Source organism: Blautia sp. AM23-13AC (genome assembly GCF_003435675.1).
GTDB lineage: Bacteria > Bacillota > Clostridia > Lachnospirales > Lachnospiraceae > Fusicatenibacter > Fusicatenibacter saccharivorans.
The window spans coordinates 1-23,022 of sequence record NZ_QTUL01000008.1; the positions used below are offsets into that span (position 1 = coordinate 1).

15 protein-coding genes are annotated in these 23,022 nt (G+C 48.2%); all 15 read right to left on the reverse strand.

From position 1 onward, the window contains the following. Positions 1-121 precede the first annotated feature (121 nt). The gene (locus DW642_RS09985) at positions 122-2,398 is read right to left on the reverse strand and encodes a hypothetical protein (RefSeq protein ID WP_117510087.1); all 2,277 of its coding nucleotides are present in this window, start codon (positions 2,396-2,398) and stop codon (positions 122-124) included. A gap of 212 nt (positions 2,399-2,610) precedes the next feature. Then, complete coding sequence (locus DW642_RS09990) at positions 2,611-4,251, reverse strand: TIM barrel protein (protein ID WP_158555011.1); 1,641 nt, start codon at positions 4,249-4,251, stop codon at positions 2,611-2,613. 206 nt (positions 4,252-4,457) lie between these two features. Further along, positions 4,458-4,631, reverse strand: a complete 174-nt coding sequence (locus tag DW642_RS09995; protein ID WP_022461670.1) for a DUF4250 domain-containing protein — start codon at positions 4,629-4,631, stop codon at positions 4,458-4,460. Beyond that, positions 4,628-7,234 carry an ATP-dependent chaperone ClpB gene (gene clpB / locus DW642_RS10000; protein WP_117510089.1) on the reverse strand — a complete coding sequence of 869 codons (2,607 nt, stop codon included), beginning with the start codon at positions 7,232-7,234 and terminating at the stop codon, positions 4,628-4,630. The genes DW642_RS09995 and clpB overlap by 4 nt, the downstream gene beginning before the upstream one ends. A gap of 190 nt (positions 7,235-7,424) precedes the next feature. Next, positions 7,425-8,507, reverse strand: a complete 1,083-nt coding sequence (locus DW642_RS10005) for a hypothetical protein (protein ID WP_117510090.1) — start codon at positions 8,505-8,507, stop codon at positions 7,425-7,427. A gap of 171 nt (positions 8,508-8,678) precedes the next feature. Continuing rightward, complete coding sequence (locus DW642_RS10010) at positions 8,679-9,623, reverse strand: CobW family GTP-binding protein (protein WP_117510091.1); 945 nt, start codon at positions 9,621-9,623, stop codon at positions 8,679-8,681. A gap of 32 nt (positions 9,624-9,655) precedes the next feature. Then, positions 9,656-10,717 carry an NAD(P)-dependent alcohol dehydrogenase gene (locus DW642_RS10015; protein ID WP_022461674.1) on the reverse strand — a complete coding sequence of 354 codons (1,062 nt, stop codon included), beginning with the start codon at positions 10,715-10,717 and terminating at the stop codon, positions 9,656-9,658. A 143-nt stretch (positions 10,718-10,860) separates the two neighbouring features. Then, positions 10,861-11,547 carry a deoxyribose-phosphate aldolase gene (deoC, locus tag DW642_RS10020; RefSeq protein WP_055220244.1) on the reverse strand — a complete coding sequence of 229 codons (687 nt, stop codon included), beginning with the start codon at positions 11,545-11,547 and terminating at the stop codon, positions 10,861-10,863. Then, positions 11,544-12,263 carry a GntR family transcriptional regulator gene (locus DW642_RS10025; RefSeq protein WP_055220242.1) on the reverse strand — a complete coding sequence of 240 codons (720 nt, stop codon included), beginning with the start codon at positions 12,261-12,263 and terminating at the stop codon, positions 11,544-11,546. Before DW642_RS10025 ends, deoC begins: the two co-directional genes overlap by 4 nt. Positions 12,264-12,557: 294 nt before the next feature. Next, positions 12,558-13,259 (reverse strand): hypothetical protein, encoded by a 702-nt coding sequence (locus tag DW642_RS10035; RefSeq protein WP_173816457.1) that lies wholly within the window; start codon positions 13,257-13,259, stop codon positions 12,558-12,560. Positions 13,260-13,499: 240 nt separating this feature from the next. After that, a complete protein-coding gene (locus DW642_RS10040; protein WP_117510092.1) occupies positions 13,500-14,855 on the reverse strand; it encodes a C40 family peptidase in 1,356 nt (451 codons plus the stop codon). Positions 14,856-15,052: 197 nt separating this feature from the next. Then, on the reverse strand, positions 15,053-16,123 hold the full coding sequence (locus tag DW642_RS10045; protein ID WP_147326117.1) for a BMP family ABC transporter substrate-binding protein: 1,071 nt from the start codon (positions 16,121-16,123) through the stop codon (positions 15,053-15,055). A 165-nt stretch (positions 16,124-16,288) separates the two neighbouring features. Beyond that, entirely contained in the window at positions 16,289-19,030 is a 2,742-nt protein-coding gene (locus tag DW642_RS10050; RefSeq protein ID WP_117510094.1) for a hypothetical protein, read from the reverse strand. Between the two features lie 187 nt (positions 19,031-19,217). Beyond that, positions 19,218-20,903 (reverse strand): formate--tetrahydrofolate ligase, encoded by a 1,686-nt coding sequence (locus DW642_RS10055; RefSeq protein WP_117510095.1) that lies wholly within the window; start codon positions 20,901-20,903, stop codon positions 19,218-19,220. A 228-nt stretch (positions 20,904-21,131) separates the two neighbouring features. Further along, positions 21,132-22,898 (reverse strand): sulfatase-like hydrolase/transferase, encoded by a 1,767-nt coding sequence (locus DW642_RS10060; protein WP_117510096.1) that lies wholly within the window; start codon positions 22,896-22,898, stop codon positions 21,132-21,134. Positions 22,899-23,022 lie beyond the last annotated feature (124 nt).

A 23,022-nucleotide genomic window follows, 5' to 3' on the forward strand; every position in this document is an offset into this window, starting at 1 on the left:
TTCTTATTTTTAGAAAAATATAGTTAATTCTGCATATTTTGTATTTTATCTGACTATTTACAATCTATCCGAAACCGTCCAAAAGAAAAGGCGCCTTCCGGCGCCCTTTCCCTTTCAACTCTTATTTCTCACGTTTACGATAAACAACTGCTCCGACCACTGCTGCTGCAGAAACGCCGAGCAGGATCACCCACAGCATCACCTGTGTGCGGTCTCCCGTGTCCGGACTCTTTGTTGCTTTCTTCAGATAGAATACGGTATCCGCCTGGCCCTTGCTTGAAACGATCGAAATCGTATGCTTGCCTTCTGCCAGACTCTTTGTATACTCTGCCTTCAGCGTAACCTGCGTATTCTCTTTTCCAGCCGTCACATAATTCTTCGCATCAATCTCTTTCTGGTCGATGAGAACCTTTTTGAGATCCTTTGCTTCAAAATCTGCGGTGAAGGAAAGCTCCTTGCCCTGCATACCTGACTGATTGACTCCTTTGGTAATCTTCGGAAGATTCTGCGCAGTCATCGGTTTCTGTTTCAGGCCGGCAATCGCTTTTTCCAGCGCTGCCGCATAACCATCCACCGTCTTCTGCTCCGTGATATTCTTTCCGCGTACAATCGCTGCTTTTGCATCATTGACTGCTTTTACGCTCTCGTCCGTGTATTTCTTCAGATCGTTTGGAATCTTCTTCACTGCGGCATCTACTTTGCTGTAGTCCGCATCTTTATACGTAAGGCCGGCAATCGCTGCCTCGATCTTTTTTGCGTAACCGTCTACGCTCTCCTGCTCTGTGACCGGCCGCTCGGTTACGACGCTGTTCTTTGCATCTTCCAGTGCTTTTACAGACGCATCGGTATACAGACGGAGGTCCGCCGGAATCTTTTTGATGGCTTCCTCTACTTTGGAATAATCTGCTTTCCGAACCTGCAGTCCTGCCAGTGCATTTTCAATTGCTGCTGCCCAGCCGTCTACTTCTGCCTGATCCAGAATGGTTTTTCCACTTTCTACGCTGTTGATCGCTGTCTGAAGCGGCTGAATGCTTTCTTCCGTATAAATACTCAGATCATTCGAAACTTTGGCAAGAGCCGCGTCTACGGCGCTGTAGTCCGCCGGTTTCAGGGTCAGTCCGTCAAGAGCTGCTTTCAGGTTCTCTGCAAACTGATCGACTTCCTCCTGCCTGCTGTCATCCAGATCCCATACAATGGCTTCTTTTGCCGCATTCAGTGCTTTTACACTCTTTTCGGTATAAATGGATAAGTCTTTCGGAATCTTTCCCAGGAGTTCTTCCACTCCCTGATAATCTGCCGGAACCGGTTTGCGTACCAGTGCTGCAATTGCATTCTCCAGTGCTTCCGCATAAGCATCAACTGCCTGCTGCTCTTCTATCGTTTTGGTGCGGTCGATGGATGCAATGACTGCATTCAGTGCTTCCACGCTCTCTTCCGTATAGATAGAAAGATCTCCCGGAACTTTGGCAAGTACTGCATCAACTTCTGTGTAATCTGCGCCAAGAAGCGTCAGTGTGTTTACTGCTGTCTGAATGGCTGCCGCATAACCATTTACGGTTTCCTGTTCAGCTGATGGCAGGTTCTCTTTTACCGCATCTTTTGCTTTCTGAACAGCTGCCGCGCTTTCTTCTGTATACCGGCCCATGTCCTCCGGTATCAGCGCCAGCGCTTCTGTTACTTTGGTGTAATCTGCGGCTTTTACAATCACAGTGAATTCCTGTGTGAAGTCAACGCCGGTTTTCTTTCCGTCTTTGATTGTCGCCAGAAGTTTTACGGTTCCGGCATTCGTTACTTTCAGGTTTGTGCCGTCTAAAACAGCACCTGTCATTCCGGCATCCGTGATTTCCCATGTGATCTGTTTCTGATCTGCATTTTCTGGAACTGCTTTGCCCGTCAGTGCGGTGGTTCCCGGGATTTCTTTCGGTATGCCCTGGATTTCTGTTACAGCTGCGTACTCATAGGTTCTTATCTGGATTTCAATGGCATCTTTTGTTTCCGTTTCTGCGATCTTTGTTACAATCCAGCTTCCGTTCCAGCTGTCTGCCTTTTTAAGCAGATAATCTGCCGGAGCCTTTTTGGCCTTTTCCGTAAGATCCTTCAGATTCCAGGAAGCCGCCGCTGCGATCACAGCCTCTTTTTCTGTTTTTATTCTTTCTTTGTCATCTTTCTGATCTTCCTTTTCATCCGGATTTGTTTTTTCTGAAAGTATTCGGATTTCTCTGTTCTCTGCATCATTTTTAATCTCCGTATCTTTGCCGAGAACGTCGCCTGCTTTCAGCGAAAGCTCTCCGAACTTCCACGTTTTGGCTTCCTCTTTTGCAAATGCCATGGTTGGGAACATCGTCACGATCAGAAGCATGGACAGTACAAACGAAAGCATTTTTTTCGTTTTCTTCATAACACAAATCCTCCTTTCCTTTTGATTGTTTTGCAGCCGCCAGGGGCCGCAGTTTCTCTTGTTACTTTCATTATACGTGTGTCAGAAAAAGAGTCAACGGGCCGTAAAAATTCGTAAGAATTCTTGTGCATTTCCGCTAAAATACTTTCAACGTTTTTTCACAATACTTCCATGAATTTTTACGGCCCGTCAGATTTTCTTAAGATATTCCTTTATTTGTGATGAAGCACATATTTCACATACGCAATTCTGCGGCTGTCCGGTGCCCAGGAGTTGACGTTGATACTGCCCTGGCCGCCGAAAAGATCCAGCACTTTTTTCTTATTCTGTCCGTCATAATCCATCATTCCAAGCGATACATACATGTTCGGCAGATGCTCATTCGGTTCCAGCTCACCTTTAGCGAAGGTCAGGTAAATGACGTGTTTTCCATCCGGCGAAACGTGGCCGAACCAGTTGTTGGCATCGAAATCGGTCATCTGGGTGAGACCGCTGCCGTCACGGTTCATCCGCCATACCTGCATCAGACCGCTTCTGGTGCTGTTGAACCAGATGTGCTTTCCGTCCGGTGAATACTCCGGACCGTCGTTGTAGCCTTTGCCGTCCGTCAGGCAGGTTTCCTCGCCGCCGTCTGATGGAATCGTACAGATCTCAATGCGCATAGTCTCCTCCTCCGGCTTTTTGCGGAAGGCACAGTACGCAAGCTCTTTTCCGTCCGGCGACCAGCCGTGCAGATAGCTGAGACCCGGTCCGGTGAGGTCTTTTGGTTCACCGCCTGTCATCGGGAGCACGTAGATGTGGGATTCATACGTTCCATCTGTGAGTTCCGGCGGCATGCAGCTTACCGCCAGCAGCTGGTTGTCCGGTGACGGAATGTGGTCATTGTTGCACTGCACGCAGAAACCGGTATCAACCTGCTCCACATGGTCTTTGTCGATCTCATAGCGGTAGATTTTTCCATCCGCATTATAAAGCAGGGTGTTTCCATCGTTCAGCCAGTTCGGTGCCTCGATGATTCCCGGAAACTCATGCAGCACGGTTTCTTCTCCGGTCTCCACATCCATCGTGCAGAGAATGCTGTCGGTGTTGTCTCTGTCCCCTGTCCATCCGGAGAGCATTTTTCCGGCGCGGCAGGTATCCTCCAGTGTTGCCGCATCCATATCCACAATCTGCAGTGCACCGTTTGCACGGGCGAACTGGAAGCAGGCTTTCAGATCAACCATGCCTTTTCCAAGCGGCGCTTCCTGGCCGGTGATTTTCATATCTTTATAATGAACGGCTTTGACTCGGTCCGCATGCGCCCAGAGGAACTCTTCCGGGTCGACGCCGCCGCAGTACATCCAGCCGACATCTACTTCTGCTCCGACTTTTTCACCGCAGGCTTCCAGGAGATATTCGTACGCTGTTTTTCCATTCACGCGGATACAGATATCTTCTTTTTCGTTGTGAATCAGAAGACCTGCTCCGGCTTTTTCCAGTTCTTCTGCCAGTTCGCGGTATCTTGCAGCGGTTTCGTCCAGAACATCTTTTGTCAGGCGTGCCGGGCTCTTTACGACAAACCAGGAAATGTGGTATTTCTGCGCCAGTTCTGTAAGAATGGCAAGTTCTCTTTCATAGTGGTATTCATCCAGGAAAATGTGGACCGCATGAACCTCAATGTGGTATTTTGCAAGCAACGGCATTGCCTGCTCCAGATCCTCCGGGATCCAGAAACCGTAGTCCCTGGCATCAACACGGAATCCGAGACACGGCTCGATCTGGCGGTAGCCTGCCTCATAGATTTTCTTTAAAAATCCTTCGGGATCCTGTTTCCATTCTTTGGATACCCCATACATCTGTACACCAAAATACATATTGGTTTCCTCCTTCTCCAGATCCGCTGTTTCCCCATTTTCAGCGGATTTTCTTTTCCTCCATTTTACCACATTTCTTCTATTATAAATATGATTTTTCCTGTCAGTTATAAGAAACACGCTTTGCGTAAAAAAGGCGCCCCGTATGTGTTTTTTCCACATACGGAACGCCTTTTTCCGCCATTTTTTTCAGGGCCTGGTTATTCTTATACAAACTGGTTCGTTTTCTCATCGTACTCATAGTCGATGAGCGCCAGTTTTTCCCGCAGATCGGATTCCTCTGTCTGCATGGCCGCGCAGAATTCTGCGAGCGACGGGTAAAAATCTCTTAACTGCGTATTGACATAGCTCAGCAGCATTACGGGATCTTTCGGCATCATTCGTCTACTACCTCCACACCTGGTTTGATCATTGCCTTCAGGCCGCCGTTTTCCACATCCAGAAGGATCGTATCGCCCTCGCTGACCTGACCGCCAAGGATCAGTTTTGCGGTGCTGGTTTCTACCTCTTTCTGTACGAAACGTTTCAATGGACGGGCGCCGTAAACAGGGTCGTAGCCGCCCTCAATGACAAACTGTTTTGCAGCCGGGCTCAGTTCGACGGTAAGCTCCTGGTCTGCCAGACGTTTGTTCAGTCCTTTCAGCAACAGATCTACGATATGACCAATGTTGTCTTTTGTCAATGGTTTGAACATAATTGTTTCATCCAGACGGTTCAGGAACTCCGGACGGAAGTGTGCACGCAGATCCTGCATGACCAGGTTTCTCGCCTCTTCGGAGATGCTGCCGTCATCCTGAATGCCGTCCAGCAGATACTGGGATCCGATATTGGAGGTCATGATCAGGATCGTATTTTTAAAGTCTACGGTACGGCCCTGGGAGTCGGTGATACGGCCGTCATCGAGTACCTGCAGCAGAACGTTGAAGACGTCCGGATGCGCTTTCTCGATCTCATCGAACAGAACAACAGAATATGGTTTTCTGCGCACTGCCTCAGTCAGCTGGCCGCCCTCCTCGTAGCCTACATATCCCGGAGGCGCTCCGATCAGACGGGAGACGGAGTATTTCTCCATGTATTCACTCATATCGATTCGAACCATGTTGTTCTCATCATCAAACAGCTTTTCTGCCAACGTTTTCGCAAGCTCTGTTTTACCGACACCGGTAGGTCCAAGGAACAGGAACGAACCGATCGGTTTTGTCGGATCCTTGATTCCGGCTTTGGAACGGATGATCGCATCCGAAACCTTGGTGACTGCTTCATTCTGGCCGATAACTCTCGTGTGAAGTTCATCTTCCAGGCCGAGGATCTTAGTTCTCTCGCCTTCGGTCAGTTTTGCAACCGGGATTCCGGTCCAGCGGGAGACAATTCTGGCAATCTCTTCATCCGTTACACTCTCGTGTACCAGTGAGAGATCTTCATTTTTAACTTTTTTCTCTTCTGCTTCCAGCATCTGCTGTAATTTCGGGAGTTCACCGTACTGCAGTTCAGCGGCGCGGTTCAGATCGTAATCATTCTTTGCTTTCTGGATCTGGCGGTTCATGTCCTCGATCTGCTCACGCAGTTTGGACAGTTTCTCAACGGAACTCTTTTCATTTTCCCACTGTGCCTTTGCAGAATTGAAGGTATCCTTTAACTCAGCCAGCTCTTTCTGCAGTGTTTCCAGACGCTCGCGGCTCAGATTGTCGGTCTCTTTTTTCAGTGCGGCTTCCTCGATCTGCATCTGCAGAATCTTACGGCGCTGCTCATCCAGCTCGGCCGGCATGGAATCCAGTTCTGTCTTGATCAGAGCGCATGCCTCGTCGACCAGGTCGATTGCTTTATCCGGCAGGAAACGGTCGCTGATGTAACGGTTCGAAAGGGTTGCGGCTGCAACGAGGGCACCGTCGGTGATTTTTACGCCGTGGTAAACTTCGTAGCGCTCTTTTAAGCCACGCAGGATGGAAATCGTATCCTCTACGGTCGGCTCATCAACCTGAACCGGCTGGAAACGGCGCTCCAGGGCGGCATCTTTTTCGATGTACTGGCGGTACTCATCCAGCGTTGTGGCACCGATGCAGTGCAGTTCGCCTCGTGCCAGCATAGGTTTCAGCATGTTTCCGGCATCCATCGCGCCGTCGGTCTTTCCGGCGCCGACGATCAGGTGCAGCTCATCGATAAACAGAATGATTTTTCCGTCGCTCTTTCTGACTTCCTCCAGAACGGCTTTCAGACGCTCCTCGAATTCGCCGCGGTATTTTGCTCCGGCTACCAGGGCTCCCATATCGAGGGAGAAAATGGTTTTATCTTTCAGGCTCTCCGGTACATCGCCGTTGGCGATTCGCTGGGCCAGGCCTTCTACGACTGCGGTTTTACCAACACCAGGCTCACCGATCAGAACCGGATTGTTTTTTGTCTTACGGGACAGGATACGGACAACGTTCCGAATTTCGGTATCACGGCCGATAACCGGGTCCATTTTCTGGTTTCTGGCTTTTTCTACGATATCCTGGCCATATTTTTCCAGGGTGTCGTATGTTGCCTCCGGGTTGTCGGTGGTAACTCTCTGGTTTCCGCGCACGGTGCTTAATGCCTGCAGGAAACGTTCTCTTGTGATGCCGTACTCCTGAAACAGTTTTTTCATGGACGGGCTTGGGTTTTTCAGCATTGCCAGGAAGAGGTGTTCTACGGAAACATACTCGTCTCCCATGGCTTTCGCCTCATCCTCAGCATTTACCAGTGCTTTATTCAGATACTGACCGATATACGGCTGACCGCCGGATACTTTGACGCGGTCGTTCAGTGCCGTCTCGACACGGTTCAGAAAATGTTCTTTGTTGATTTCCATCTTTTCGATCATTTTCAGAATCAGGCTGTCGTCCTGATGCAGGAGATTATACAACAGATGCTCCTGCTCTATTTCCTGGTTGCCGAAATCGTATGCGGTCTTTTCCAGGTCCTGTACAGCCTGCAGCGATTTTTGTGTGAATTTACTGATATTCATAATCGGCTTCCTCCTTATCTATTTGGGTGCTAACATTCGCTCCGAACAAAAAGAGCGTTGATGTGAATTTTCTTTTCTTTCTTTGTTCTAGTTGTACTATAACACTAGTTATTAGCACTGTCAAGAGGTGAGTGCTAATTTTTTTTATTTTTCCCGACGCTCCTTTTCTCCCTCCCCCCCTAAAAGATTTTTATTCATCGCCGTACACAGCAATAAAATGAATCAGTGCCTCTGTTTCGGAACTGGCATACTTTTTGGCAGATGCTTCCAGCGGCTGTGATTGATATGCTTCAAACGAATCGCCCTCGTCGCGTCCAGATATGTAGCGATTATCATTTAGTTTCCACTTCCTCATTTCTTCAAAATAAGCAGTATTCGCCATTTCCGAATTCCAGTCCATTCGCTCCAGCAGATAATACTCCATTCCATGATAACATTCTTCGCAAATTCCCGTAAAAAATTCTTCTGCTGTCTGAGATGTTAAATGCTCTGGAGCATACCATATTTCGTTCTCTTCATTATTATATAATGCAACGCAATTCGATGATCCTGTCTCTTTCACATACAGCGGAATTTCGGGAATTCCAAGTCGTTCTGTTTCAAGCCGTACCATCTTCTGCGCTGCAATTGTTCTTTCTTCCAGTGTTTTTTGCCTCCATTCGCTCTCCTTTAAGCTCAGCAGAAATTCTTTATTTTCCTGAAAAATGTTCTCCTGATTCTGGACGAGATTATAGTCCTTTTTTCGTTCGTAAAGTTCTGCCACTCCGGACGGAGACTCAAGCTTCCAATATATCATCATACAAGTCGGTACCATACTCACGCATACTGAAACAAACAGAAATGCGTTTAAGTCACTTCTTTTTAATCTCCAGAATTTTTTCGGAGAATATTTTCGTTTTTTTCTATGTAAATCTCTTAAAACCGTAACAAGAAATATCCCATCCAGCACTGCAAGAAACAACACAATTTTCAGTGAATATTGGGCAAATAAAAACAGCATCAGTATGCTCGGCGGAAATGTATAGAATAAAACTTCATTTGCAGTTCCATCTGCGCAGTAGCTTCGAATGGGTGAGGCCAGCCACAAAATCAGGCACAGCGCATAGGCAAAAAGCATTGTCCCCGACGAAATATGGACGGAACATTCTGTAATATATACCTCAACCTGTTTCACATACATCACATACAAGATACAGATCGGATATAAAATCGAGCTTTTGCTCAACCAGTATGCCGCTGATTTTCTTTCCCGTCTTCTTTTCTGTTCCTCCATATCAGATCCCCCTGATTTTTCTTTTGTTTTATTTGAAATACTTGTATGTTTATTTTAGCGTAATTTTTCGTTTTTGCCTATCCTTCGTTTTTCAGTTGAATCTTTCTGTAAAAACCAAAATTGCGAAACCCTGTTTTGGCAGGACTCCGCAATCTCTTTTTCCTATTTACTTTATGATACATGACGGGCAGCATATTTCATTTTCTGGTTTCCGGCGCATTTCTTAAAATACTGCCGGATCGCATCTTCGTTCATATCGTTTCCGATAAACACAGCCTGGCCGGCGTTTTTCTGTTCTGTGCCGGTGATGCTGTAGCGGTGATCGGCGACATCAAATTGGAGAAACTGGTCTCCGGCTGCGAACTGTCCTTTTGCACGGATGATATTTCCAAACGCTCCGCGAATGATCTGTTCCAGAAAACACCACAGGGTTTCCGGTGCCTCCATTCGGATATTTTCGAAGGAGAAGGTCTCCGGCATCTTTTCGCCGCTCTGCGTATCCTGTACTTCTTTCTCATATCGGCCGCCCAGCAGCAGGCTCTGGTAATCTTCCCGTGTCATCGTGGATGCATAATCCGTGATGATTTTTGCCTGCGGGTTAATTTCCTGCAGAAATTTCTGGATGCGCTGTTTTTCTTCCGCCTGGCATGCTTCTGTTTTGGAAACAATGATCGTATCCGCGCTTCGGATCTGATCCTGATACAGCTCGGGATATTCCGCCATATAGCGGCGGTAACTGTAAACATCCACAATAGTGACCGGCGAGAGAAGCTGAATTCTCTCGTACTCGATCTGACGCAGATTTTCTATAATCCGGGCGAGACTTCCGACGCCTGTCGGTTCTACGATCAGGTATTCCGGGCCTACCACATTGGCAATGGTCAGCACGGATGCTGCAAAATCCTTTTTCCCGATGCAGCAGATGCACTGCTCTGTCATTTCCCATACATTTTTCTGCGTTCCTTGCCGGTTCTGGCCAAGACGTGCGCCGTCGATTCCTGCGGCTCCATATTCATTTTCCAGTATGGCAAACCGCTGATCGACGTTCCTGGCCAGCCGTTTGATAAATGTTGTTTTTCCCGCGCCCAAAAAGCCGGATACGATCAATATTTTCATACGTTTCCTTTTTCAGTCAAATTTTCAAATCATCAGTCAGCCAATTTAACGACTGGTTTGATTAAATCCTTCGGTTTATCTCTCATGAGGAACAGTGCTTCTTCCAGATGATCCCATCCATCAAACACATGTGTGGACAGCGGGCTGACATCCAGCTTGCCTGCCGAAACAAGAGCTCCCAGTTTTTCCATGCGGAGTCTTCCGCCAGGCATCAGGCCTCCGTTAATCTGTTTGTGACCCATTCCAACGCCCCACTCTACACGCGGAATATCAATGTTGTCACCGGATCCAAGATAGTTTACATTTCCGATCTTTCCGCCCGGTTTCAGGCATTTTACTGCTTCTGCAAAGGTTTCTACACCACCGCCGGCGATGACTACTTTATCAACACCTTTTCCATCTGTCATATCAAGTACCTGCTGGAAAATCGGTCCGTTCTTGTAGCTGACAAAATCCGTTGCGCCGTATTTTTTTGCCGCTTCTACGCAGACCGGTCTCGTTCCGACAGCAATGATTCTCGATGCGCCGCGCATATTCGTTCCGGCTACCGACATCAGACCAACTGGTCCGATTCCGATGACAAGAACTGTATCACCAAACTGTACATCGGCAAGCTCTACGCCGTGGAATCCGGTCGGCACCATATCGGAAAGCATGCACGCGTCGACAACATTGATGTTTTTCGGAAGCAGCGCAAGGTTTCCATCGGCATCATTTACATGAAAGAATTCAGAAAAGACACCATCTTTGAAGTTGGAGAATTTCCAGCCTGCCAGCATTCCGCCGGAGTGCATGGAATAACCAGCCTGTGCTTCCAGAGAATTCCAGTCCGGAGTGATGGCCGGCACAAGAACCCGGTCTCCCGGTTTGAAATCTTTTACGAGCTCTCCGACTTCCACAACCTCTGCACAGCACTCATGGCCCAGAATCATGTTATGACGGTCACCGATGGCCCCTTCCCATAAAGTGTGGACATCTGATGTGCAGATGGCAACTGCCAGTGGACGGCAAATGGCATCCATCGGCCCGCATTTCGGGCGTTCTTTCTCGATCCATCCGGATTCACCGATTTTCAGCATTGCATAACCTTTCATATCTTTTGCTCTCCTTTCAGATTGTTAATGATTTATCGATTCCTATGATTCGAATATATCACTAATAGGTTACTAATTCAACAGAAAAGTCACGGAATATCGTAGAATATTCCGTGACTTTTTTATAGCTTTTGCACAATAGATTACTTATAGATACTTTTTATCAAATTCTGTACCGACCGCATTCCCATACCGAAACGGCTACAGCCGGCTTTCTGCATTTCCTGTATAGTTTCCAGACTGCGGATTCCACCGGCGGCCTTGATCTGAATGCGACCGGCGGCTTCACGGCTCATGATTCGAACCTGCTCCACGGTGGAAGGACAGCCGGGATACCATCCGGTGCTCGTCTTTACATAATCCGCACGGCCTTCCACACACAGATCCACTGCCTGGCAGATTTCCTGCTCCGTCAGCTGCGGTGCCTCGATGATCACCTTAAAAATCGCCGAAGGCACCTGCTCCCGGATGGCCAGAAGTTCTTCTTTTACATAAGAAAATTCGTGGCTTCTGAATGCCGTAAGATTCATCACCATGTCGATTTCCCGGCAGCCAGCCTCCCACAGTTCTTTTGCCTGCCGCTTCTTCTGTCCGGTCGTATCTCCGCCGCCCGGAAAGCTTACCACGCCTCCCGCATGGATTTCTCTGGTGTCCTGCAGCCGTTCTGCCACATGGGCGCTGAACGCCGGCAAGGTAAACACAGCAGCCAGACGATATTTCTTTGCCAGCTCCACCATCGCATCAATTTCATCCATTGTATGAAATGCCTGTACACAGCTGATATCAATCTGCCGCATCAGTTTCTTCTGTTCTTCTGTCTCATCGCTCATTTACTCCGTCCTTTTCCCGAAATCTCCACCTCGTACTTGCTTCCGATGATCCGCACGTGGTCAATGCTCACCGGCCGGTTCTGCCAGTAGGTGACTCTGTGCACCACAAGAAGCGCATCCTTCGGCTCCGTTTTCAGAACCTGGGCTTCCATAAAGGTCGCGGATTTCGCTGAAATTCTGTCTCGTGTCTCATCAATCTGCAAGCCGAATTTCTCCTCCAGAAACTGATACAGCGCTACAAACTGATTCTCATACGCCTCGATGCCAGGGACTTTCGCATATTCGATATAATTTTCCATCAGCGTAACAGGCTCTTCATCCGCAAGCTGCAGCCGCTGAATCCTCGCCACGCTGGTTCCCTCCGGAATTTCCAGTTCATCGGCGAGCTGTTTGTCCGCCGAAATGATGTCGATCATCATATCTGACGTCGTTACCCGATATCCTTTTTTCATCAGGGATTCCGTGACCGATGTGACCTTGTTATAATTCTGAATTGCCTTATGATTCAGCACCCTCGTTCCAGAACCCTGGCGAACCTCAACCAGTCCCTCCTGCACCAGCATCTTTACTGCATTCCGTACCGTAGTACGGCTGACCTGATAGATTTTCTCCAGTTCACACTCCTTCGGCAGAAATCCCCCGACAGGATATGTTCCCTTATTGATCTCGTTTTTCAGTCTGCTGTAAACCTTCACATAAGCCGGTGCATTTTTCATCTTCTTCCCCTCCCGTGAAATATCAATATCCGCTTTTTGATCCTTTTTGCAGTATACCATATTTTGACGGCACAATCGAGTCCCAAAGAAGAGTTCCTGTTTTCTGCTTTGTCACCGACACATACTCTGCCAGACGCACAGAAAAAAGGCAGACGCATGTCATTTCTTTATGACTCACATCTGCTCTGCATGAATCTTCTTTTTTCTGCTGTCTGCGAAATACTTCCATTCTCCAGAAGCAAATCTCTCTTTCTGCGGTGTAAATTTTTGTTACAAATTTTTTATTGTTCTTTTCTATTTTTTCGTATCAAACCGCATCACCGCCATGTGCACCACGTACGGCACCAAGATGACCGGGATTGCCAGGTATGCCAGGATGCTGTACACCTTCTGGATCAGCGTCAGCAGACCAAACTGTGCGATAAGGAAGTCCGCGATGCAGCAGACAAGCGCGGCAAGGATCTGGGTGCGGCTGATTTTGCCTGCGGTTTCTGTTCTGCTGCTTCGTTCAGCGAGACCGGCGTGGATTCGTTTGACCATGGCGGCAACCATGTTGACGGCTGTGGATACGGCACCGAGGATGATCAGTACGGAAATCAGCGGTGTCATGAATTTACTGCCGACGCCCTGCTGAACCATAAATAATGTCGGGACGCTCTGCTGGATCATTTCCGGGTTCTGGTATACGGTCATGATTCCGAGGACGACCATGATCATCAGAAGGGCATTTAATACGGCACCGACTGCCATGCTCTTTCCGGCATCCTGCGGTTTTTCGAAGGATTTGGCATGCTGGACGAAGACTGCGACATTGGCAAGCTGGAAGGTTCCGTAGAGGAATGCGGCGTACAGGGCTTTGCCGAATGGGAGGTCTGCGGTTTTCATGGCGTTTACAGTATCGCCGATCTTTCCGGCTCCGGCGATGATGTTCGGGACGTAGACGATCAGCAGACCGGCAATAATGCAGATGGACAGCACTGACGCTACTTTCCGCACCAGATCCGTTCCGAATACCGAAACGACGAAAATAATTTTCCAGTTTCATAACGATTCTCCCTTCTTCCTAACAAGCAAAAGGGCATACTGACCTTCTGTTGGTCAATACGCCCTTGTATCTCCGATGTGCTTTAGTATATCACAGTTTTAACGCGAATGCACTCAATTTTAAGCAAAACGCAAAAGATCCCGGGATTTTTCTCTCCCGGGATCTGAAAATTCTTACTATGTAATTCTTTTTTAAACCACACGTCTTACCGCAAGAATCGTGGTATACGCTGCGTTGCTGCTGATCTTGATACCGTCGCGCTCATTGCTTGCGTGTACGATTGCACCGCCGCCGATGTAGATGGCTACGTGGCCGCTGTAGCAGATAATATCGCCCGGCTGAGCCTCTGCATAAGATACACCGCGTCCTACACCACGCAGTGCACTGGAGGAATGCGGAAGGTCGTATCCGAAGTGTGCGTAAACGCTCATGATAAAACCAGAGCAGTCAGCTCCGTTGGTAAGGCTTGTGCCGCCCCATACGTATGGATTTCCAATAAACTGGGTTGCATAGGATACGATGGCGCTTCCTGTTGCACTTCCGGTGCTGCTGGAGCTGCTGGAATCATCCGAGCTGCTGGTATCGCTGGACGAAGAATCATCGTAAGAGCTTCCTCCGTTAGACGGTGTTGTTGTCGTGGTGGAGCTTCCTGTGCTGGACGGTGTGTTGTCTGCCGTTGTTGTATTATTTGCAGCACTGCTTGCGGCTGCTTCTGCTGCTGCCTGTCTTGCTGCTTCTGCCTGGCGGGCTGCCTCGGCTGCTTCTGCTGCCTGACGGGCCTCTTCGGCTTTTCTTGCTGCCTCTTCGGCTGCAATCTCCTCCTGGATCTGCTGGATCTTTGCGTTCTGCTCTGCCAGTACTGCGTTGTACTGTGCAGCCATGTCGTTCAGGTCTGCGATCTGGTTTTCGTAGTCATCGGAAACGGCTTTTTTCTGCTCAAGCATTGCCTCAAGGGACTGCTGCTGTGCTTCCTGCTCTGCCTCACTGGCTTCGAGATCTGCTTTTTCATCTGCAAGCTGATTGCTGTAGTCTGTTACCTGCTGTACAAGATCCATGTACTCCTGCAGGCACTCTCTGTCGTATTTGTATAATTTCTGGGTGTACTCAGCCTGGTTGAGAATGCTGCTTAAATCTTTTCCCTCCAGAAGAAGTGCTGCCCAGCCGTTGTCTCCGCCGCTCTCATAGAGGAACTGGATTCGTTTTTTCATCAGCTCGTACTGCTCGTCCTCTTCAGCCTGGGACTGTGCCAGTTTTTCCTGTGTTGTTTCAATTTCTGTCTGTTTCTCTGCAATTTCATTTTTCAGATTTTCCACGGATGCCATGGTTACGACAAGCTGTGCGTCCAGGTCATCAATCTCGCCGGTAATCTGATTCTTTTTGGTTTCCAGATCGTCGATTTCTGCTTTTGCGTTGTCAAGCTGTGCGCTGGTCTCTGCCTGTGCTGCCTGCTGCTGCTGTAACTGCTCCTGTTTCGAGGCGCTTACTGTCATTACCTGAGCTGCACTTACGATCACTGCTAAACTTAAGGCAAGAAATTTTTTTCTCATTCTTTCACTCCCAAATTGATTCGTTGTATGTAGGTTTCTTTGTTTCAGGTTTCCCTGTTTCTTAGAAATTCAATTATTCTGTAACAATTTTGAAATATTTTTCCCAATTCTTTTACATAATATCACAATTCACAAATGGATGCAAGGAAAAATATCCCGACTTTTTGTAAACAATTCGTGAACAGTAACGATACATGTTATTTTACCTTCTGTACACTCACACAACTCAATTTGTATTGATCCGGCGAGGAAAGCGCATCGCCGTCAGGGATTGAAAAGTCCTCTGCGGAGAATTTCGCACAGAGTGCCCGGTACTGATCCTCTGTAAAGTACGGCACCGCATCCTGATTCCATTCCAGACTGATTTCCTGATCGGTCACGCCGCGCGTTACAATTTTCCCGCCTTCAAAATCCTTTTGTTTCATTTCTTTTAACGCATTGTAAACTGCAGTTCCATAATCCAGACGTACTTTCAACACGGCATTGGCGTACTCCTCCACGCCGCCGTTTGCGATCAGTGCTCCGCCTGCCGCAGATGCTGCTGCGCCAAGTACATTCTGATACGATGCACCGTCCGAGAAGAGAATCTGTCCGCCCTCACCATACCAGCTTTTGATTTTTTCCAAATACGACGGTGATACGCTGCTGCTTTTCCGATACGTATAATCCAGCGTGATGCTGTTTTCTCCAAGTCCCAGATCCGCAGCGGCCGCCTCTGCACCGAGTGCATAACCTGTCCCGTACTTTGTTCCGTTCTCTTCGTTTTTCTGTCCGATATAGCCCAGGTGCGTGTAGCCGGCCTGTACTGCCGCATATCCTGCCAGGTAGCCGGCCTCTGATACATCAATTTCCAGGCTTTCTGTATTTCCGCGGAGACGGCTGCGGCCGCTCTCACTGACCGGTTCTGCCTCCAGCAGCAGAAAACGGACATCCTTCCAGTCGCGCTGTGCATCGTAAACGGCGCGGCTCATGCTCGTTCCGACACAGACGATAACGGATGCTCCCTTCTGCGCCGCCTCTTTGATGGTGTTTTCATAGTCCTCTGTTGTCCGTCCTGCCGGAACACTTGCTTCATATTTCAGACCGCTCTCGTCTCCATACTGCGCAAGACCGTTCCATGCTGACTGATACACGGCATCGGAAGCTACCTCACTGCCGTCGGTTACCAGCACCAGATCCACTGGTTCCGTCTTTTCTTTTCCGCAGCCGCCCAGCAGCAGCAACGACACTACGCCAAGACAGAGCGCCCATTTCCAGCTCTTTCGCATGTTTACTCCCCTTGTATTTTTATTTTCCAGATTTTTTCTTTTGTATTTCTGATCTGCGTCTTTCACGCACCTTCTAGTATAGACAATTCCAGCGCAAAAAGAAAGAGAGAATACACGAACTACAAAGTTTTTTTGTATTCTCTCTTATTTTTTATAGAAGATATTTTACTGGAACAGATCGTTCAGGATTTCTGCCGGTTTCTTCCTGCGGTAGCCTTCACTGTCACTTAAGATACTGCTGCTCCAGGTGAAATGATTCACACCGGTCAGATAGGACCGGTCAAGAACTTTTACACCATACCGCTCATACGCAACCGGATAATACATTTTCATGTATTCATTTGCCAGCTCAATAGCTTCACTGTTAATGCTTCCTGTTGAAGAAACGGTTCCGCCAAGCTGAATATACGGCGGTGTCGCATGAATGACAACCACGCTGCCGTCCGAGCACTGGCCAATGACAATCCAGACATGACCGCTCTTGCTGACCACATCACCCGGCGTAAATTTCTGGGATGTATCGCCTGTCACGCAGGTTCCCCAGCCTTTTCTTGCAAAGTAGGCCGGCATTCCAGTGGAGGTTGTCGTTGCATACTCTTTCGTCACCTGATGTGCGGTCCATCCGACATAGCCGGAACAGTCAAGACCTTTTCCGTACTCATACAGATGATCGGAATAGTTGTAGGTGGAATTCTGTGTATTGAAGAATTGTTTCCACTGCGCATTGACGCCGTAACTCTCTGCCTCTGCGTCTGTGTGGCCGCCTCCCCAGATATACAGGGTGTTTCCAAGCGGAAGCAGTGCATTTTTCAGAAAGTTCCGTACGGTGCGGACACCGATCTGCGCGGACGGTTCAAATCCGTCCGGACTCTGTACCAGCTTGCCGTCCTCATCGAACACATACGTTTTTCCGTCGATCACCTGTTTTCCGGTTATCATGCCGCCCCAGTTTCGGAAATAGTATGTATTTCCGCCAATCGACTGCCAGCCGATTGCCATTTTCGAGTCAGATCCAAGGTAATAGAGGTTATTATCATAGGTAATAAACGCATTCTTGTACATGCCGCCCCAGCTTCTCGGATAATAATAGTTATAATCCCAGTATACCCAGCCGCTTGTCGCCATAACGCCGTTTTTGTCTACATAATAATAGTTTCCGTCGTACTGAAACAGCTCGTCATCTCTTCTGGTTCCATTGGCGTTGATCCAGTAATGCGTTCCGTCCAGAAGCAGCCAGCCCGTATGGCTTGTGCCGTCCTCATCGAAATAATACGTTTTTCCGCCGTTCTGCACCCAGCCGGTGGCAAATGTTCCATCTGAATTGGCATAGTATGTTTTACCGCCGATGGTAAATGTCTGATCATGGTACAGACCGCCCCAGCTCTGGAATGCGTATTTTGTTCCGCCGATGGTATGAATTCCGGTGTACATGCCGCCCCAGCTTCGGAAATAGTAGCGGTTTTTGTCGTAGGTGATCCATTCAGACGATGCCATCGTACCGTCTTCTTTCATCCAGTACCAGTTGTTGTCATATTTCACCCAGCCGGTCTGAAGCGACGTATCCTTGTTGATCCAGTAATACGTTCCGTTGGTCAGATACCAGCCCTCTTTTGTAATCTGCTCGCCGTCTTCCAGAAAATAGTATTTCTTTCCATTGATATCGCAGACACCTGTATAGAAGGTTCCGTCATCCTTTGCCCAGTATTTCTTTCCCTGCCAAGTAAAAGATTCGTTATGGTAAACGCCGCCCCAGCTGTGGAAATAATATCTTGTTCCGTCAACCTCTTTCATTCCGGTGTACATCACACCGTCACCGTCGAAATAGTATCGGTTGTTGTCATACGTGATCCATTCAGATGCAGCACGTGTGCCGTCCGCTTTCAGCCAGTACCATTTGCCTTCCAGCTTCAGCCAGCCGGTCTGAACAGAACCATCCTGATTGATCCAGTAAGTCTGATCTCCCAGCTGAACCCAGCCGGTCTGGCTGGCATGATAGATCGATCCGTCATTCTGCGCTATGTAGGTTTTTCCTTTTACGGTAAAGAAGGTGTTTCGATATACACCACCCCAGCTCCGGAAATAATACTCGTTTCCTCCGATGCTCTGGAAACCGTTTTTATAAATGCCGCCCCAGCTCTGGAAGTAATACAGATTGTTGTTGATTTCTTTCCAGCCGGATGCCATCATGACACCATTATCATCAAACCAGTACCAGTTATCATCGTACAGCAGCCAGCCGGTCTGCAGGACGCCGTCTTCTCTTACCCAATAATATGATGTGCCTTTTTTCAGCCAGCCTTTTTGTGTGATCTGCGCTCCCGTAGTATCATCAAATGCGCAGAGATCACCATGTCCATTCATTGTTCTGACTATTCCACGGGCAACGATACCATTTTCCTGTACATAGTACATTTTTCCACTGATGCTGAGATACACATTTCTCTGAATGCCGCCCCAGCTCTGGAAATAATAAAGGTTTCCATCTACTTCCTGAAAACCATTTTTATAGATTGCTCCGTCTCCCTTGGCATAATAAAAATTATTATCGTATGTGAACCAGCTGTTTTCTGCCATGCGGCCGTTCCGGTCCGGATCCAGCCAGTACCAGTTTCCATTCCGGTAAAGCCATCCTGTTTTCAGCTGTCCGTTCTCATAAAAATACCAGCCGTCGCCTGCCCTAACCCAGCCATTCTGACTGGCCCGCACAGCAGCACTGCTGTCCTGTGAAGCCTGTGTCTGCGTTTCACTCTGTATCCCGCTCTGCTGATCCTCTGTCTCCACAGACTGGTCCATCACCGTGCTGCTCCCCACAGCACTCGCGGAAACAGTCGTCGGATGTACGCTGAGCATCAGCACCATAAAAAGTGTACCGCCCAGAAGACTTCTCAATTTTTTCTTCGATGTCATTGGCAAGTAACTCCCTTACTATATTATATCTGCTTTTCTCTCCATGTTATCATTAGAAATTATATTATCTTTTGTAATATTTTGCAATAAAAACGTAAAAAAAGAGACATTCACGAAGGAATGTCTCTTTTTTTCTGTGTTTTATTTCACGCTTTATTCTGTCTTTTCAAGACAATATCCTGTGTTATTAGAACAATCCTGTAATCTTTCCAGTAGCGTCTACATCGATACGCTCTGCTGCCGGAACTTTCGGCAGACCTGGCATGGTCATGATGTCACCGGTCAGGGCTACGATGAAGCCTGCACCAGCGGAGATTTTCAGGTTACGTACGGTAACTTCGAATCCGGTCGGTGCGCCGAGTTTGGTCTGATCATCGGTCAGGCTGTACTGGGTTTTTGCCATACAGATCGGGCAGTTGCCAAATCCGAGAGCCTCTAACTGTTTTGCCTGTTTCTGTGCATTTGCGGTCAGGACAACTCTGCTTCCGCCGTAGATCTTCTGAACGATGGCGTTCAGTTTCTCTTCGATGGAGCCTTCCAGATCGTATGCATAGGTGAAATCGTTCGGCTGCTCGCAAAGACGGACAACTTCTTCTGCCAGGGCTACGCCGCCCTCGCCGCCTTTTGCCCATACCTCGGACAGAACAACGTTGACACCGAGCTCTTTGCATTTCTCCTCAACCAGCTTCAGCTCTGCTTCGGTATCGGTCGGGAATGCGTTGATGGCAACGACACATGGCAGTTTGTATACGTTTGTGATGTTGCTTACGTGTTTCAGAAGGTTCGGCATACCTTTCTCCAGAGCTTCCAGGTTCTCGCCGTTCAGTTCTGCTTTCGGAACGCCGCCGTTGTATTTCAGGGCACGAACAGTTGCTACGACTACAACTGCGTTCGGTTTCAGGCCTGCCATACGGCATTTGATGTCGAGGAATTTCTCAGCGCCAAGGTCAGCACCGAAGCCTGCCTCTGTGATAGTGTAATCTGCTAATTTCAGGCACATTTTGGTTGCTGTTACAGAGTTGCAGCCGTGTGCGATGTTTGCGAATGGTCCGCCGTGAACGATAGCCGGAGTTCCTTCCAGTGTCTGTACCAGGTTTGGTTTCAGAGCATCCTTTAAGAGTGCTGCCATAGCGCCCTGTGCATGCAGATCTCCTGCTGTTACCGGTTTCTGCTCTGCTACTTTTCCGTAGGTATATCCGATGATGATTCTGGAAAGTCTTTCTTTCAGATCTGAAATGTCGCTTGCCAGACACAGAACTGCCATGATCTCAGATGCTACGGTGATATCGTAGCCGTCTTCTCTCGGCATTCCGTTTGTTTTTCCGCCAAGGCCGTCTACAACACTTCGAAGCTGACGGTCATTCATATCTACGCATCGTTTCCAGGTGATCTTTCTCGGATCGATATTCAGAGCGTTGCCCTGGAAAATGTGGTTGTCGATCATAGCTGCCAGCAGGTTGTTTGCTGCACCGATTGCATGGAAGTCACCGGTGAAGTGAAGGTTGATATCTTCCATTGGAACAACCTGTGCGTATCCGCCGCCTGCTGCTCCGCCTTTTACACCGAAGACCGGTCCAAGAGATGGCTCGCGAAGTGCAACCATTGCTTTTTTACCGATTCTGGAAAGTCCGTCTACCAGACCTACAGAAGTTGTTGTTTTTCCTTCTCCTGCCGGTGTCGGGTTGATGGCTGTAACGAGGATCAGTTTTCCATCCTCCGCATTGGTGTCTTTTAACAGGTTGTAATCAATTTTTGCTTTGTACTTTCCGTACTGCTCCAGATATTTGTCATCAATACCTGCTTTTTCTGCGATCGCTGTGATCGGCTGCATGGTACATTCCTGTGCAATTTCAATGTCTGATTTGTAACCCATTGTTTTAAAATCCCCTTTCTTTTTTCCGCTTTGTCCGCCGATTGATAGCCATATTTTACCATGTTTTGTAAGATGATTCAATTGATAATTATTTATTTCACAATCTTTATACGTTTTGTACCAAAAAATGCAGAAAATTCCGCCAAAAGGCGGAGCGGCACAATTCTGCATTAAAAAGAGAAGGATTCCCGGCTTTTTGCTGCCGAAAATCCTTCTCTTTTTTATTTTTTAAGAATACTGCGACTCATCCACCTCAAACGGTTCGTCGCACGGTCCTTCGAGGAGGCGGTAGCTGCCCTGTGTGGAGAAGTAATACCATTTTCCGTCGATCAGTTTCCATCCTTTTACGGCGTAGCCGTTTGCGTCAATGTAATATCTCTGCTCGGTGTCGTTTGCATAGCGGTGCGGGTTCAGGGAAACCCATTCGCTTTTGGCCCATCGGTCTTCGTCTTCGATATAGAACTTCCAGCCCTCATCGGTTTTGGTCCAAATGGAGGTTACCTGCTCTTCCATTTTTTCGAAGAATTTGGATTTCTGGGAGAGATCATCATTGAGCTGGTCGAAGGTCAGCTTCTCTGCAAGCGTCTGTTCACCTGAAAACAGGTTCGTTCCAAGACCGAGGCGGTCACCCTCAATGGTAGCTCCGAGACTTGCGATGGTGGTCGGGAACATGTCCATGGTGGTGAAACTTCTGTTTTTCTCCTGCTGCGGCTGGATCGGAGAGTTGATGATCACGTTGTATACGGTTCTGGTGTAGTCCGGATCAATGTTCTCACAGAAATCGGAATCCATCGTCAGATGGTCGCCAGAAATTACGATCGTTGTGTTCTCGTAGAAATCCTGCTGCTGAATCCAGGAAACGAACTCGGTGACCTGCTTGCTGGAGCAGTGCAGAACCATTCCGTACTGGTTGTCACCGTCGTTTTCTTCATCGCAGAGCTCACACGGATATCCATCCTCAAAATGGGTGTCTGCGGTCAGCATGGTGAAGTTGAACGGCTCTCCCTCTGCTGCGATTTCGGTCAGACGGTCTTTGGCAAAGGAAAAGAGTTTTTCATCCTCATAGCCCCACCATTCGTAATATCCTTCCGGGATCAGGCCTTTTTCCATAGCCCAGCTGTAATCGTCTACTTCGTAGTCGCCGTGCTCTTTAAAGTACTCTTCCCGGCCGCCGAACTGTCCGATTGAACCGATGAAGAAATACTGCTTGTAGCCTTCATCCGCCAGGACATCACCCAGGGTATTGATTTCCGGGAAGAAGCTGGCCTGATATGCCATCTCATTTCGCTGGATTCCGATGCTGAGAGGCAGACCGGAGGTCTGTGCGAAAATTCCGGCAATGGTCCAGGTTGCGTTTACGGTAGGCTGGCCGCCGCCGAGCAGCTCCGAATTGGAAAAACTGATGTTGTCTGCGGCAAGCTGGGTCAGCTCCGGGATATAGTTTTTATCGAATGCTCCGCCGGAAGCTTTGTCTGCGTAGGTGCTCTCCATGGATTCCAGATAGAGATAGATCAGATTTCGTTTCTGTTCCGGGAACGTGATATTCACGCGGTCCGGATCTACGTAGTTGTCTTCTACCACGGTATTGTACGTGCTCTGATTTTTCAGATATTCTTTTACGTCCAGTGCTGCCCACACGTCATTGATGGAATAGACGATGCTGGCGGCTCCTGCCGCGATACAGATCATCCCGAACGCCACATGGGCTTTGCGTTTTTCCCGAAGAAAAATGCTGACCAGAATCAGAAGGATGAGTGCTGCCGCTGCGATCAGCGCACTTGAGCAGACATAACTCATCAGAAGATCATGGCTGGTTCCGGCAATCGGGGCCTTTAACTGGTAAACAAGCTCTTCCATGCTCAGATTCGGCCATGTTTTCCGCATCCAGCGCTCGGACGTAAACAGCAGCACGCCAAGCGTTCCGATCAACACTGCAAACACAGCCAGCAGAATGCGCCCTGCTTTTTTCGTTTTTTTCTGTTTCTTGTGTTTCATCTTCCTACCTCCAAAAAGCATTACAGCTTACAAAATCTTAACTTTTCTTTACAATCGCCTTACGTATTATAGCAAAGACCGTTTTAAAAAGATAGAAAATTTTTATAAAATTTTTGCACAAAAA

Excerpts from the sequence above, each read along its gene's own strand:
- DW642_RS10015 (WP_022461674.1), bottom strand. The coding sequence starts at position 10,717 with ATGAAAGGTTATGCAATGCTGAAAATCGGTGAATCCGGATGGATCGAG.
- DW642_RS10040 (WP_117510092.1), bottom strand. The coding sequence starts at position 14,855 with ATGAGAAAAAAATTTCTTGCCTTAAGTTTAGCAGTGATCGTAAGTGCA.
- DW642_RS10050 (WP_117510094.1), bottom strand. The coding sequence starts at position 19,030 with ATGACATCGAAGAAAAAATTGAGAAGTCTTCTGGGCGGTACACTTTTT.
- DW642_RS10005 (WP_117510090.1), bottom strand. The coding sequence starts at position 8,507 with ATGGAGGAACAGAAAAGAAGACGGGAAAGAAAATCAGCGGCATACTGG.
- DW642_RS10055 (WP_117510095.1), bottom strand. The coding sequence starts at position 20,903 with ATGGGTTACAAATCAGACATTGAAATTGCACAGGAATGTACCATGCAG.
- DW642_RS10060 (WP_117510096.1), bottom strand. The coding sequence starts at position 22,898 with ATGAAACACAAGAAACAGAAAAAAACGAAAAAAGCAGGGCGCATTCTG.
- DW642_RS09985 (WP_117510087.1), bottom strand. The coding sequence starts at position 2,398 with ATGAAGAAAACGAAAAAAATGCTTTCGTTTGTACTGTCCATGCTTCTG.
- DW642_RS10025 (WP_055220242.1), bottom strand. The coding sequence starts at position 12,263 with ATGAAAAATGCACCGGCTTATGTGAAGGTTTACAGCAGACTGAAAAAC.
- DW642_RS09995 (WP_022461670.1), bottom strand. The coding sequence starts at position 4,631 with ATGATGCCGAAAGATCCCGTAATGCTGCTGAGCTATGTCAATACGCAG.
- DW642_RS10010 (WP_117510091.1), bottom strand. The coding sequence starts at position 9,623 with ATGAAAATATTGATCGTATCCGGCTTTTTGGGCGCGGGAAAAACAACA.
- deoC (WP_055220244.1), bottom strand. The coding sequence starts at position 11,547 with ATGAGCGATGAGACAGAAGAACAGAAGAAACTGATGCGGCAGATTGAT.
- DW642_RS10045 (WP_147326117.1), bottom strand. The coding sequence starts at position 16,123 with ATGCGAAAGAGCTGGAAATGGGCGCTCTGTCTTGGCGTAGTGTCGTTG.
- DW642_RS09990 (WP_158555011.1), bottom strand. The coding sequence starts at position 4,251 with ATGTATTTTGGTGTACAGATGTATGGGGTATCCAAAGAATGGAAACAG.
- clpB (WP_117510089.1), bottom strand. The coding sequence starts at position 7,234 with ATGAATATCAGTAAATTCACACAAAAATCGCTGCAGGCTGTACAGGAC.